This window comes from Roseateles sp. P5_E11 (assembly GCF_054049355.1).
In genome coordinates, this window is sequence record NZ_JBFUMO010000006.1 from 26,253 (window position 1) to 39,464 (window position 13,212).

The 13,212-nt window shown below is 68.3% G+C and carries 10 protein-coding genes; 2 read left to right on the forward strand and 8 right to left on the reverse strand.

Annotation, left to right across the window (positions count from 1 at the left end):
- Positions 1–34: 34 nt before the first annotated feature.
- The 4 genes from ACXJKR_RS01180 to ACXJKR_RS01195 form a co-directional block, all read right to left on the reverse strand.
- Positions 35–1,621: an aldehyde dehydrogenase (NADP(+)) gene (locus ACXJKR_RS01180; RefSeq protein ID WP_457320043.1), complete on the reverse strand. Its 1,587-nt coding sequence runs from the start codon at positions 1,619–1,621 to the stop codon at positions 35–37.
- Positions 1,622–1,630: 9 nt separating this feature from the next.
- Positions 1,631–3,385, reverse strand: a complete 1,755-nt coding sequence (locus ACXJKR_RS01185; protein WP_457320045.1) for an IlvD/Edd family dehydratase — start codon at positions 3,383–3,385, stop codon at positions 1,631–1,633.
- A gap of 152 nt (positions 3,386–3,537) precedes the next feature.
- Entirely contained in the window at positions 3,538–4,491 is a 954-nt protein-coding gene (locus tag ACXJKR_RS01190; protein ID WP_457320047.1) for a glycoside hydrolase family 43 protein, read from the reverse strand.
- Between the two features lie 75 nt (positions 4,492–4,566).
- On the reverse strand, positions 4,567–7,209 hold the full coding sequence (locus ACXJKR_RS01195) for a TonB-dependent receptor (protein WP_457320049.1): 2,643 nt from the start codon (positions 7,207–7,209) through the stop codon (positions 4,567–4,569).
- A 248-nt stretch (positions 7,210–7,457) separates the two neighbouring features.
- On the opposite strand from ACXJKR_RS01195, the gene ACXJKR_RS01200 reads away from it, so the two are divergent.
- Positions 7,458–8,735: a peptide MFS transporter gene (locus ACXJKR_RS01200; RefSeq protein ID WP_457320051.1), complete on the forward strand. Its 1,278-nt coding sequence runs from the start codon at positions 7,458–7,460 to the stop codon at positions 8,733–8,735.
- A 3-nt stretch (positions 8,736–8,738) separates the two neighbouring features.
- Here ACXJKR_RS01200 and ACXJKR_RS01205 read toward each other — a convergent pair whose 3' ends face one another.
- On the reverse strand, positions 8,739–9,974 hold the full coding sequence (locus ACXJKR_RS01205; protein ID WP_457320053.1) for an AGE family epimerase/isomerase: 1,236 nt from the start codon (positions 9,972–9,974) through the stop codon (positions 8,739–8,741).
- Positions 9,964–10,197 (reverse strand): DUF2805 domain-containing protein, encoded by a 234-nt coding sequence (locus ACXJKR_RS01210; RefSeq protein WP_056191214.1) that lies wholly within the window; start codon positions 10,195–10,197, stop codon positions 9,964–9,966. The genes ACXJKR_RS01205 and ACXJKR_RS01210 overlap by 11 nt, the downstream gene beginning before the upstream one ends.
- 178 nt (positions 10,198–10,375) lie before the next feature.
- Between ACXJKR_RS01210 and ACXJKR_RS01215 the strand changes: the two genes are divergently transcribed.
- Positions 10,376–11,131, forward strand: coding sequence for an esterase/lipase family protein (locus tag ACXJKR_RS01215; RefSeq protein WP_457320055.1), 756 nt, complete (start codon positions 10,376–10,378; stop codon positions 11,129–11,131).
- 299 nt (positions 11,132–11,430) lie between these two features.
- On the opposite strand, the gene ACXJKR_RS01220 is transcribed toward ACXJKR_RS01215, so the two are convergent.
- Both ACXJKR_RS01220 and ACXJKR_RS01225 read right to left on the reverse strand, forming a co-directional pair.
- Positions 11,431–12,693 (reverse strand): acyl-CoA dehydrogenase family protein, encoded by a 1,263-nt coding sequence (locus ACXJKR_RS01220; RefSeq protein WP_457320057.1) that lies wholly within the window; start codon positions 12,691–12,693, stop codon positions 11,431–11,433.
- Positions 12,694–12,808: 115 nt separating this feature from the next.
- The coding region (locus ACXJKR_RS01225; RefSeq protein WP_457320059.1) for a TrkA C-terminal domain-containing protein at positions 12,809–13,212 on the reverse strand (404 nt) is incomplete at its 5' end.

Consider the following 13,212-nt stretch of genomic DNA (forward strand, 5'->3'; position numbering starts at 1 on the left):
GTCTTGTCTCCTGTCGTTTGTCTTGTGTTGATCTTCAGTTGCGCGTCAGCGCGCCGTCGCGGCGGCGCCAGAGGCCACGCTCGTTCGGTTCGCGCAGCACCGGCGGCAGCAGCGCGCGCGGCATGTTCTGGTAGCAGACCGGGCGCAGGAAGCGCTGGATGGCGGCCGTGCCGACCGAGCTGCTGCGGCCGTCGCTGGTCGCCGGGAAGGGGCCGCCATGGACCATGGCCGTCGACACCTCGACGCCCGTCGGGTAGCCATTGGCCAGGATGCGGCCGACCTTGCGCTCCAGCGCCGGCAGCAGGCGGCGGGCGGCGGCGAGGTCGGCCTCGTCGTCGTCCTGCAGCTGCAGCGTCGCGGTCAGCTGGCCTTCCAGGCTCTCGATGACGGCGAGCAGTTCGTCCAGGTCCGAGCAGGCCACCAGCAGCGAGGCGGGGCCGAAGATCTCGGACTGCATCGCGTGGTTGGCCAGGAAGGCCGCGCCGGTCGTCTTGAACAGGCTGGGCGCACCCTTGCAGGCACTCGATTCACCGCGCAGCAACGTGTCCACGGCAGGCTGGCCGGCAAGCTGGTCCTCGCCGCGCTGGTAGGCGCCGGCGATGCCGGGAGTCAGCATGGTGGCGGCCGGCATGGGCTTGAGGGCCTCGGCAGCGGCGCTGGCGAAGCGGTCGAAGTCCGCGCTGGCCAGGCCCAGCACCAGGCCAGGGTTGGTGCAGAACTGGCCGACGCCCATCGTCAGCGAACCCGCAAAGCCGGTCGCGATCTCGGCGCCGCGCGCGGCTAGCGCGCCAGGCAGCAGGACGACGGGGTTGATGCTGCTCATCTCGGCGTAGACCGGGATGGGCTGGGGCCGCGAAGCCGCCGCGGCCATCAGCGCGATGCCACCGCTGCGCGAGCCGGTGAAGCCGACAGCCTGGATAGCCGGGTGGCGCACCAGCGTGTCGCCGATGCCGTGGCCGCTGCCGGTCAGCAGCGCGAAGACGCCGGCGGGCAGGTTGGACAGCTTGACCGCCTCGACGACCGCGCGGCCGACCAGCTCGGACGTGCCCGGGTGGGCCGAGTGCGCCTTGACGACGACCGGGCAGCCGGCGGCCAGGGCCGCGGCGGTGTCGCCACCGGCGACCGAGAAGGCCAGCGGGAAGTTGCTGGCGCCGAATACGGCCACCGGGCCGACGCCGACGAAGCGCAGGCGCAGGTCCGGCCGCGGCGGTGTGCGGGTGGGCAGCGCCGTGTCGATGCGGGCGTCCTGCCAGCTGCCTTCGCGCAGCAGCTCGGCGAACAGCTTGAGCTGGTTCATCGTGCGGCCACGCTCGCCTTCCAGGCGGGCACGCGGCAGGCCGGTCTCGGCCATGGCGCGCACGATCAGGTCGTCGCCCAGCGCCAGGATCTGCGCGGCGATCTGCTCCAGGAAATCGGCACGCTCCTGATCCGTCGTCGCGCGGTAGGCGTCGAAGGCGGCGCCGGCGAGCGCGCAGGCTTCGGACACCTGGGCGGCATCGACGGCGTTGAAGTCGGGGCCGATGGCTTCGTTCTTGCCCGGGTCGAAAGCCTGGAAGGGCTTGCCGGCGCCGCGTACCGGCTGGCCGCCGATCAGCGCCAGGCCTTGGATAGTGTTGCTCATGAGGCGTCCTTAATGGGAATGGCGCGGGACGGCAGAGCCGCGCTTGCCGCGCAGGAAATCGAAGTCGCAGCCTTCGTCGGCCTGCAGCACGTGCTGCACGTAGAGGTGCCGATAGCCACTGGCGTCCTGGGGGTCGACGGTTTGTGCCGCGGCCCAGGCGGCCAGGCGCTCGGCCAGCTCGGCCTCCGGCACGTCCAGGTGCAGGCGGCCGCTAGCGCAGTCGAGCTCGATGAAATCGCCCTCCTTGACGACGGCCAGCGGCCCACCGGCGCGCGCCTCGGGCGCGACGTGCAGCACGACGGTGCCGTAGGCGGTGCCGCTCATGCGCGCATCCGAGATGCGCACCATGTCCTTGACGCCAGCGGCGAGCAGCTTCGGGGGCAGGCCCATGTTGCCGACCTCGGCCATGCCGGGGTAGCCCTTGGGGCCGCAGTTCTTCATGACGAGGATTGAGTTGGCGTCGACGTCCAAGTCGGGATCGACGATACGCGCCTTGTAGTCCTCGAAGTCCTCGAACACGACGGCACGGCCGCGGTGCTTCATCAGCTCGGGCGTGGCGGCCGAGGGCTTGAGCACGGCGCCGCGCGGCGCCAGGTTGCCACGCAGGATGCAGATGCCGCCGTCGGCGATCAGCGGCTTGTCCAGCTGGCGGATGACTTCGTCGTCATAGATGGGCGCGTCCACGCAGTTGGTCCACAGGCTCTTGCCGTTGACGGTCAGCGCGTCCTTGTGCGGCAGCAGGCCGCCCTCGCCCAGGCGGCGGATGACGGCGGGCAGGCCGCCGGCGTAATAGAACTCTTCCATCAGGAAGCGGCCCGAAGGCAGCAGGTCCACGACGGTGGGCGTGCCACGGCCGATGCGGGTCCAGTCCTCCAGCTCCAGGTCCACGCCGATGCGCCCGGCGATGGCCTTCAGGTGGATGACGGCGTTGGTCGAGCCGCCGATGGCGGCGTTGACGCGGATGGCGTTCTCGAAGGCTTCCTTGGTCAGCACCTTGGACAGCGTCAGCTGCTCCCACACCATCTCGACGATGCGCATGCCCGACAGATGGGCCAGCACATACCGGCGCGCATCGACGGCGGGAATCGCGGCGTTGTGCGGCAGGGACGTGCCCAGCGCCTCGGCCATGCAGGCCATCGTCGAGGCCGTGCCCATGGTGTTGCAGGTGCCGGCCGAGCGCGAGTGGCCGGCCTCGGCGGCCATGAAGTCGTGCATGCTGAGTTCGCCGGCCTTGACCTGCTCGTGCAGCTGCCACACGGCCGTGCCCGAGCCGATGTTCTTGCCCTTGAGCTTGCCGTTGAGCATCGGGCCGCCGGTGACGACGATGGCCGGCACGTCGACGCTGGCCGCGCCCATCAGCAGGGCCGGCGTGGTCTTGTCGCAGCCCACCAGCAGCACGACGGCGTCCATCGGGTTGCCGCGAATGCTTTCCTCGACGTCCATGCTGGCGAGGTTGCGCGTGAGCATGGCGGTCGGGCGCAGGTTGCTCTCGCCGTTGGAGAACACCGGGAACTCGACCGGGAAGCCGCCCGCCTCCAGGATGCCGCGCTTGACGTGCTCGGCCAGTTTGCGGAAGTGGGCGTTGCAGGGGGTCAGCTCGCTCCAGGTGTTGCAGATGCCGATGATGGGCTTGCCCTGGAATTCATGGTCGGGGATGCCCTGGTTCTTCATCCAGGAGCGGTACATGAAACCGTTCTTGTCCTGGGTGCCGAACCACTCGGCGGAGCGCAGCTTGACCTTGCTCTTCTTGTCGTCAGTCGTCATGTGTTGTCTCGATGTCGTTCCCGGCACGCAGGTTTGCCGCTTCATGGAGCTGGCTGCGCCATGCAGACGCGGGCAGCCCGTCAAACGATGCTAGGGGCCGAGGGATACGCGATCCAATCAAATTCCACAACGTATCGATATCGAAACCGGCATCAATCAAGCCGGGAAGGCTTGCCAAACAGCGGCATGCCGTCGGCCGACCACCGCAGCGGCTTCACGAAACTGTGCCGGTCGGGGTTCCACAGCGGGTCGCCGACGATCTCGGTGCAGGTGCGGGCGTGATAGACCAGCAGCACCTCGTCGGGGTCCCGGCCCGTCGTGAAGCTGTTGTGGCCAGGGCCGAAGACGCTGTCCTCGGCGCAACTGCGCATGACCGGCTGGACGGACTTGCGCCAGCTCGCCGGGTCCAGCGGGTCGGCGCCGTCGTCCGCCCACAGCAGGCCCATCGCGTAGTTCTCGTCGGTGGCGCTGGCCGAGTAGCTGATGAAGACACGGCCGTTTCGCTGCAGCACCGACGGCCCTTCGTTGACCAGGAAGCCGCGGCACTCCCAGTCGTATTCGGGCCGGCTCAACAACACCGGCGCGCCGCCCAGTTGCCAGGGCGTCCTCATCGGCGCGATATAGAGATTGGAATTGCCCGGGATGGCCGGGTCCTTCTGCGCCCACAGGTAATAGAGCTGGCCGCGGTGCGTGAAGGTGGTCGCGTCCAGGCAGAAGCTGTCCATGCCGGAGTCGACCTGGCCGAGGAACTCCCAGGGGCCGCCCAGTGGGTCCTGGGCGATGTTCCTGATCGCATACATGCGGTGCTGAAACATGCCCAGGCCGTCCAGCGCGCGGGTCGGCGCCGCCGCGAAATAGACATACCAGGCGCCGTCGTTGAAATGCAGTTCGGGCGCCCAGACCAGCTCGGAATACGGCCCCGTGTCGGGCTTGTGCCAGACGTCAAAGACCGGCGCATCCACCAGGCCCTCGATGGTGAGGGCGCGGCGGATCTCGATGCGGTCGTACTGCGGCACCGAGGCGGTGAAGTAATAGAAGCCATCAGCGTGGCGCGAGACGTGGGGGTCGGCGCGCTGGCGGATCAGCGGTTCAAGCAGGTCAGACATGGGTACGGCGGCATAAAAAGGGGCGTTACCGGCGAGGCGCCTGCAACGCCCTGGACGAGCCGAGGGTCGCCGGGTTCAAAGCTTCCAGCGCACCGACACCCCCACCGTGCGGTCGTAGTAGCGCACGTCGCGCACCAGCGACGGGGTCTGGTCGAAGTAGTCGTGATAGGACTGGTTGAGCAGGTTGGTGACATCCACCGACATCGTCAGCTGCTTGTTGAAGCTGTAGCCGAACGAGGCGTCCAGCGTGCGCAGCGGCGCCACCCACAGCTCGCGGCCGGTCGTGCGGTAGGGCTTTTCGGCCAGGAACTTGCTGCGCCAGTTGTAGGCCAGACGGGCGTAGATGTCACCGTACTCGTACAGGCCGACCAGGTTGTAGGCCGACTTGGACTGGCCCAGGAAGGGGCCGACCACGCCGTTCGGGTCGGTCTGCTTGCCGGTCATGAAGGTGTAGTTGGCCTCCAGGCCGAAGCCGCCAGGCCAGCCGGGCAGGAAGTCGTAGAACTGGCGGTAGCTCAGCTCGTAGCCGTGCAGATTGGCCTTGTTGATGTTGATCGGCTGCGTGATGCGGTAAGGCACGCCACCGATCGTCGTCTCGACCGTCTGCGAGTACACACGGTTCTTGAACTTGTGCTCGAAAGCCGTGGCCGTCACCGAGCCGGTGCGGGCGAAGTAGTACTCCAGCGCCGCGTCCACATTGGTGGACTCGGTCGGTTTGAGCTGCGGGTTGCCGCCGTTGGCCGTGCCGTAGGTGACGCCGCCGCCCGGGGGCGTGAAAGTGATGCCGGGGTTGTAGTCGACGAAGTTCGGGCGCTCGATGGCCTTGCCGGTCACCAGGCGAGCGATCAGCTTGGACGTCAGCTCGGCCTTCAGCGACAGCGTCGGCAGCGCGTCGGTGCGCGAGGTGTCGATGTTGACCGGCGTGATGACGCCGGTGCTGGCATTGCGGGAGTTGCCCATCAGCTTCTGCTCGGTGCGCACGACACGCAGGCCGAACACGCCGGTCACCGGCACACCGCCGGCGTTGAAGCCAAACTTGGTGCGGCCGTAGATCGCCTGGGTCGTCTCGCTGTCATCGAACAGCGTCATCGGGTCATAGGCCGTCAGCGCGCCGTTGCCGTTGGTCAGCAGCTTGCGGAAGGCTTCGCCGTTGTTCAGCAGCCAGTCGCGGTCGGCATAGACGTATTGCTTGACGCCGTAGTCGCCCCAGGTGGGCGGCGACACCGAGAACATCTCCGCCAGCGCGGCATCGGCCGTCGACTTGCCCACGGCCGAGAAGCTCGTCGTCCAGGGCATGGTGGTGCCGATGGACATGGCGCTGCGCTTAGCCAGGCGCACGCCGCCGCTGACCTCGCGGAAGAAGCCGTCGCCGATGTCATAGGTCGCGTCGCCGCGCCAGTCAGTGTTCTTGCCTTCGCGCTCGCCGCGCACATCCACGCCGCCGTTGATGCGGAAGTTGGCCTTGCTGGTCAAGTCCAGGTTGGGGTAGTTGATGTAGCCGCCGCCGTCCTGCACCTTGGCCACCGTGCTGGTGGGCGAGTAGCCGGTGTCCAGGATGCGGTTGACCCAGTCGATCTGGCTGTTGGTGCGGACCAGCTCGGTGGACAGGCGCAGGCGGTCGGTCACGTCCCAGTGGCCGCCCAGGGCCACCTGGGCATTGCTGACCGTGTCGTGCTTGGCCTGCGTGGAAGTGAAGCCCCAACCGTTGTAGTTGGTGTTGGTGACCGTGTCCATGAAGTTGGTGCCGGGCTTGACGGTCACCACCGAGGTCGGCTCGAAGACCGGCGCACCGGCCACCAGGAAGGACTGCTGGAAGCGGTGATTGATGCTGGTGCCGAAGCCTTCCAGGTAGACCTCCTTGTCGGCGCTCGGCTTCCACTGCAGCGCGAAGTTGCCGGCCAGGCGCTTGCGGTCGCCCAGGTCGAGCACGCGGCCGACGGCGTCGGAGCCGACGATGCTGCGGCCGGCGTTCGTGAAGGTCAGCGGGTCGCCGACCCATGCGCGCTCATCGTGGTATTTGCCGCGCTGGTAGGACAGGCCGAACAGGGCGCCAACCTCGCCGAGGTCGGTCTTCCAGCGGTTGGAGGCCATGCCGCTCAGGTCAGGGTTGTTGACGTCGGCCTTGTCGCGGTGCTCCATGCGGCCGTTGACGACGAACTGGGCGCCCTTGAAGTCGAAGGGGCGGTTGGTGCGCACATCGATGACGCCGGCCGTGCCGCCTTCGGGCAGGCTGGCTTCCTGGGTCTTGTAGACGTCGATGCGCTTGAGCATCGTCGCCGGCACGTCGGCCAGATAGAGGCTGCGGCCCGAGTCCGAGAAGAACTCGCGGCCGTTCAGCAGCGTGACGATGCCGCCCAAGCCGCGCACGATGACCGTGCCGGCCTCGCCGTTGCCGCGCTGGATCTGCACGCCGGTGACGCGGCCGAGTAGCTCGGCAACGTTCTTGTCGGGGAACTTGCCGATGTCCTCGGCGACGATGGAGTCGACGACCTGGTCGGAATTCTTCTTGATGGCCTGCGCCGTCTCGGCCGAGGCGCGGGCGCCGGTGACGACGACAGTCTCCAGCTGCTGGTCGGCAGCGGCCGCGGCGGCCTGCTGCGCCAGCGCGCTGCCGGACAGGGCGGCCAGCGCGGCGGCGGCCGTCAGGCTCAGGGCAAAGCTCGGGAAATTCTGGAAATGGGCACGCGCATGCCGCGGCGCCAGGCCTTGTTGCTTCATCTTGTCTCCGGAAATCGTTATGGGTGCAGATCCAACCCTGGCAGCGTCGGCCTCTCGGGGGCCGGTGGCTCGGGTCTGAAATCATGCTAGGGGCCCGACCGATTCGCGACTAATCACATTTTTGGATTTATCGATGCTGGTTTTCGCATCATTACCGCGGGTATTTACCAGGAAGGCGGCAATGACCCTGACGGCCGGGTGATGGCGCGCCCCTATTATCGAAAGCCGCCGCCCCAAACCCTTGATCCATGTCCGCCGAGGTTATTTCGCCACCCACTGCAAACCTCCGCCAACCGTTCGGCCTGTTTGTGCTCGCCGGCGCTGAAATGTGGGAGCGATTCAGTTTCTACGGCGTTCGCTCGCTGCTGGTGCTGTATCTGGTGGAGGCTTTGCAATATTCGCGGGCCGACGCAGTTTCGGTCGTCGGCATGTATACCGGCTCGGCGTTCTTCTGCGCCATCTTCGGCGGTTGGCTGGCGGACCGCCTCCTGGGCCAGCGTCGCGCGGTGCTGCTGGGCATGCTGCTGATGATGGCCGGCCATGTCGCACTCGGCGCGGGCCAGCCCGTCACCCTGGGCCTGGGTTTGCTGGCGGTGGGCACCGGCCTTTTCAAACCCACCACGACGGCCATGGTCGGTGCGCTATATCTGCCAGACGACGCGCGGCGCCAGGGTGGGTATACGGTGTTTTATATGGGCATCAATATCGGCGCGGCCCTGTCCGCGCTGATCGGTGGGTATCTGGCGCAGCGCCACGGCTGGGGTTATGGATTCATGTCTGCCGCGGCGGGCATGGCCGTCGGCGTCGTGGTTTTCATGGCCGGTTGGCGCTGGTTGCCGCCTGTGGCTGCGCCAGCGCCCGAGCCGGCACGCGCGGCCTGGACTGATGCGCAGGCGCGGCGCCGCATCCAGGTCATCTTGCTGATGTCGCTGGTGGCCATCTGCTTTTACATCGGCTACGAACAGGCGGCTGGCGCGATGACGCTGTTCGTGCGCGACCACGTCTCGCCGCAATTCCTCGGCATCGAGCTGACCGCCGCGCAGTTCCTGGCCGTGAACCCCCTGCTCGTCATCCTGCTGGCGCCGCTGTCAGCGCGCCTGCTTTCGCGGCTGGGCTGGCCGGAATTTCGCGTGCAGGGCCTGGGCATGATGGTGCTGGGCCTGAGCTTCGTGCTGCTGCAGGCGTTGCAGGGCCGCGCCGCGCAGGGCGAGGTCATTCCGGCCTGGATGATGGTCGGCGTCATCGGCGTGCAGACGCTGGCCGAGCTGCTGGTCGTGCCCATCGGGCTGGCCGTGGTGTCACGGTATGCGCCAGCCGGCTGGGCGGCCACGTTGATGGGCGCCTGGATGCTGGCCAAGGCCACGGCCGGCCTGCTGGCCGGCCAGCTCTATGGCTGGCTGCTGCCGACGGGGCTGTCGCTCTACGGGGTGGTGACCGCCATCGGCATCGCCGGGGGCCTGCTGCTGATCTCGGCGTCCGGCGCACTGCGGCGATACGCCGGCATGGGCGACCTGCGCCCGGGCTGAGCGTCAGCTGGCGACCTTGAGCGCCGCCTGGTGCAGGCGCACCATGTGATAGGGATCGGGCTGCGCATCACGGCAGCCGCCGCTCTTGCAGGGCAGGGCATCGGCCGCGCGCCAGCCGCCATGCTCGGCGTCGATGAGCTGGGTCTTGATCAGCCCCTGCGTCTGCTCGTAGCGCCGCCACAGGTCGTTGCGGCCCGTGGCCTGGCCCGCGACGAGCAGGGCATGCAGGCATTCGGCCTGCTGCCACCAGCCCTTGTGCGCGTCGGCCTTGCCTCCGTCCGGAAAGGCTTTCAGGCCGCAGCCGCCGTCGATGTCGTCATAGCCGGTGGCCAGCGCATAGGCGAGCACTCGCTCGGCCACCTGGGCATAGATGGGCGACACCAGCGCGCCCTTCATCAGCAGATGGCTCCATTCGAACTGGTGGCCGATGTCGATATAGCCGCCGGCTTCCCGCGTCGGCAAGGGCTTCCAGCCCTCGTCGTACCACTCGGGGATGTGGGCGCTGCCCTCGGCCTGTCCTTGCAGCAGCTTGTAGGCGACGAAGTCGCCCAGGCGCCGGGCGCCGGCCTCGACGGTCTTGTCGCCGGTGGCATCGCGCAGAGCCAGCAGCGCCTCGAACATGTGCATGACCGGGTTCTGCGTGCGCGCGCCCGGAATGGGCTTGAAGTCACGCTCGCATTCGTTGTAGAGGCCACCGGCCGGCTCGAAGAAGTTGAGTTCGATCTCGCGCCAGGCCTGCAGGGCCGCATCGCGATAGCGCACATCGCCTCCAATGCGGTAGATCTCGGCCAGCGCCAGCAACGCAAAGGCATGGCCGTAGGCGCGCTTGATCGAGGCGCGCGGGATGCCGTCCGCTCCCACGGTGTGGAAGAAGCCGCCATGCACCGGGTCGCGGAAGCGCTGCAACAGATAGTCGGCGCCCCGCCGGGCCACTTTGAGATAACCCGCATCTGGGATGAACTCATGGCCAGCGGCGAAGGCGTAGACGAGGCGGGCCTGGCCGATCAGCTCGAGTTCCGGCTGGGGCTGGGGCTGCCAAGCGCGGTTGAAGGCCAGCTGGAAGCTGCCGTCGGGCCGCAGCGCATGAGCATGCCAGTGCAGCAGCAGGGCCTCAAGATCGTCCCGGTGCCAGCCGGTATCGATGCGGTTGCGGATGCGCGCATCCGGGTCGCTGCAGGCGGCCAGGGCGGCGAGCAGCGCGAGGACAGACCGGCGGTCGAGCTTCACGTCAACGACCATGGGGCCAGGTGGCCCGCTTGGTCGGTCCCTTGCTCGACCTGCCGCGCGCGGTCCAGAGCTTGTAGGCCGCCGGCGTCAGCTCGCGCTTGAGCAGGGCCACCAACTCGCCATGGCCGATGCCATGCATCAGCAACACCTTGGTGTAGGGCGGTGTGTCCTCGAACGCGGTGGCGATGACACGCTTGACTTCTTCTGGATTGAGCTTGGGTGCGGGCTTGGCCATGCCCGCATTCTGTCAGCCGAAGCACCGGGCTCACCCCGCCAATGCGGGGGTGGGGCGCTTCGCCCAAGCGGCCAGTGCCGTCCTACAGCGCCTGTGCCGTCGCGCTGGCACCACGCCTCGGTGCGGCACGCCAGCATCGGGGCCATTGACTGACCCATCGGCTCGCGCCGCTACAGCCATGACCTCTTCCACTCCCGTCGTGACCCTGACACCCAAGCCCGTCACCGCACCCAACCGGCGGCCCGCCCTGTCACTGCTGGCCTCCGAGCCGGCGCGCGCCACGCTGGAAGCCTGGGCCGCGTTGATGCAGTGGGGCAAGACGCCCAGCCAGGTCGGCGCCGGCCATACCGTGGTGCTGTTCCCGGGCCTGGGAACGGACGGCCTGACGCTGTGGCCGCTGCGCCGGCATCTGGAGCGCGCCGGCTTTCGGGCGCTGGACTGGGGGCAGGGCATGAACACCGGGCCCAAGGGCGACGTCGATGCCTGGCTGGAGACGTTGGCCGACAAGCTGCACGAGCGCGTGGCGCCGGCACGCGAGGTCAGCTTCGTGGGCTGGAGCCTGGGCGGCTTCTATGCGCGCGAGCTGGCCAAGCGCTGGCACGACCGCGTGCACCACGTCGTCACCATCGGCACGCCCTTCAATGGCAGCGTCGACGACACCAACGTGGGCTGGCTGTTCCGCCTGCTGAACGGGCGCGAGGCCCCCGCCGAGGCGGCGCTGCGCGAGCGCCTGGCGGAGCCGCCGCCGGTGCCGACGATCTCGCTGTACAGCCGCCGCGACGGTGTCGTCTCGTGGGAAGCCTGCACGCACGCGCGCCGCTGGCCGCTGGCGCGAGACATCGAGGTGCAGGCCAGCCATATGGGCATGGGCTGGGCGCCCGAGGTGCTGAACCACGTGACGGGCGTGCTGGGCTGCCGCCGCCAGACCACCTGAGTTCGCGGCCGAGCGCCGGGCCTGCCATGGGCCAGAGGCCCATGGCCTTCCGTAGGCACAAGCAGTCCGCAGGGACTGCTTGTGTCCGACTCCAGTTCACCTGGCCGGCCTGCGCTGGCGATGTGCTCGCGGCTCGATGCCGCGAGCATCGCCGTCCCCTCGGGGGCTGAGGCCGGACACATCGCGCCCAGTGGGCGGGATGTGCCTGCCGAAGAGCTGCGGCACCTGCCGCGGCGCGGTCTGCAAGACCGACCAGGGCGCCCGCATTCAGCGAGGCGGACTGGACAAGGGGCTAACGATCAGCCGCCGCGCGTCACCGGCATCGAGACCCTGTCGGCCGGCAGCTTCATGTGGCTGGCCAGCTCCAGCTTGGCGAGCGAATTGCGGTGCACCTCGTCCGGGCCATCGGCCAGGCGCAGCGTGCGCTGGTGTGCCCACATCATGGCCAGCGGCGTGTCGTCGCTGACGCCCATGCCGCCGAACACCTGGATGGCCCAGTCGATGACCTGCAAGGCCATGTTGGGCGCGACGATCTTGATCATCGCGATCTCGGCCTTGGCGACCTTGTTGCCCACCGTGTCCATCATGTAGGCGGCCTTCAGCGTCAGCAGGCGCGCCTGTTCGATCATGCAGCGCGACTCGGCGATGCGCTCCTGCGTGACCGTCTGCTGGGCAATCGTCTTGCCAAAGGCGGTGCGGGCGATGGCGCGTTCGCACAGCAGCTGCAGGGCGCGCTCGGCAGCGCCGATGCTGCGCATGCAGTGGTGGATGCGGCCCGGGCCCAGGCGCCCCTGCGCGATCTCGAAGCCACGGCCCTCGCCGAGCAGGATGTTGCTGGCGGGCACGCGCACATTCTTCAGCTCGACTTCCATGTGGCCGTGGGGCGCGTCGTCATAGCCGAACACGGACAGCGGACGGACCACCGTGATGCCCGGCGCGTTCGCCGGCACGACGATCATGGACTGCTGCTCGTGGCGGCCGGCCTCGGCGTTGGTCTTGCCCATGACGATGTAGACGGCGCAGCGCGGGTCGCCAGCACCGGAGCTCCACCACTTGCGGCCGTTGATGACGTAGTCGTCGCCATCGCGCTCGATGCGGCATTCGATGTTGGTGGCGTCGCTCGAAGCCACGGCCGGCTCGGTCATCAGGAAGGCCGAGCGGATCTCGCCGCGCAGCAGCGGCTCCAGCCATTTGTCCTTCAGCCCCTCGGACGCATAGCGCTCCAGCGTCTCCATGTTGCCGGTGTCGGGCGCCGAGCAGTTGAAGACCTCGGGCGCCCAGAACACGCGACCCATGATCTCGCACAGCGGCGCATATTCGAGGTTGGACAGGCCCTCGGGCGCGCGAGCGGACTTGGGCAGGAAGAGGTTCCACAAACCGGCCGCGCGGGCCTTGGGCTTGAGCTCCTCGATGACCTTCGTGGGCACCCAGGGATTGCCGGCGCGACGGTTGGCAGCCACCTCGTCGAGATAGCGCTTCTCGTTCGGATAGATGTGCTCGTCGAAGAAGGCAAGCAGGCGCTCACGCATCTGCGCGACCTTGGGGCTGTAGTCGAAGTTCATGGCGCGGCTTCTTTCGAGTGCGGGGTGCGCCAGTGTGGCCCAGCGACCCGCGGGCGCTTGTCACTCAGGTGGCAGAGCCTGGCAATGGCGCGGCAATGGGTCGCGTTGCCAGGCCCTAGCCCAGCAGCTTCTCTTCGGCCAGCGCCAAGGCCTCCGGCTTGCCGCTGATGACCAGGGTGTCACCACTGGCCAGCGTCGCGCCGTCAGCAAGCAGGCCTTTGCCGTTGGCGCGTCGAAGTGACACCACGGCGACACCCAGGGCGTGCAGGGCCAGGTCGTCCAGCAACTTGCCGGCATGCGGGCTGGCGGTGGGCAGCGTCACCGACGCCAGGCGGGCCTGGTCGCGCTCGTCGGCGGTGTCGTCGTCGGCGCCGTGGAAATAGCCGCGCAACAGGCCATAGCGCTTGTCGCGCGCATCGCGCGTGATGCGGATGACGCGGCGCATCGGCACCCCCACCAATGCCAGCGCATGCGAGGCCAGCATCAGCGAGCCCTCGATGGCCTCGGGCACGACCTCGG

What these genes read in the sequence shown, in the direction of transcription:
- ACXJKR_RS01180 (WP_457320043.1), bottom strand. Translation starts at nt 1,621, where the DNA reads ATGAGCAACACTATCCAAGGCCTGGCGCTGATCGGCGGCCAGCCGGTA.
- ACXJKR_RS01185 (WP_457320045.1), bottom strand. Translation starts at nt 3,385, where the DNA reads ATGACGACTGACGACAAGAAGAGCAAGGTCAAGCTGCGCTCCGCCGAG.
- ACXJKR_RS01190 (WP_457320047.1), bottom strand. Translation starts at nt 4,491, where the DNA reads ATGTCTGACCTGCTTGAACCGCTGATCCGCCAGCGCGCCGACCCCCAC.
- ACXJKR_RS01195 (WP_457320049.1), bottom strand. Translation starts at nt 7,209, where the DNA reads ATGAAGCAACAAGGCCTGGCGCCGCGGCATGCGCGTGCCCATTTCCAG.
- ACXJKR_RS01200 (WP_457320051.1), top strand. Translation starts at nt 7,458, where the DNA reads ATGTCCGCCGAGGTTATTTCGCCACCCACTGCAAACCTCCGCCAACCG.
- ACXJKR_RS01205 (WP_457320053.1), bottom strand. Translation starts at nt 9,974, where the DNA reads ATGGTCGTTGACGTGAAGCTCGACCGCCGGTCTGTCCTCGCGCTGCTC.
- ACXJKR_RS01210 (WP_056191214.1), bottom strand. Translation starts at nt 10,197, where the DNA reads ATGGCCAAGCCCGCACCCAAGCTCAATCCAGAAGAAGTCAAGCGTGTC.
- ACXJKR_RS01215 (WP_457320055.1), top strand. Translation starts at nt 10,376, where the DNA reads ATGACCTCTTCCACTCCCGTCGTGACCCTGACACCCAAGCCCGTCACC.
- ACXJKR_RS01220 (WP_457320057.1), bottom strand. Translation starts at nt 12,693, where the DNA reads ATGAACTTCGACTACAGCCCCAAGGTCGCGCAGATGCGTGAGCGCCTG.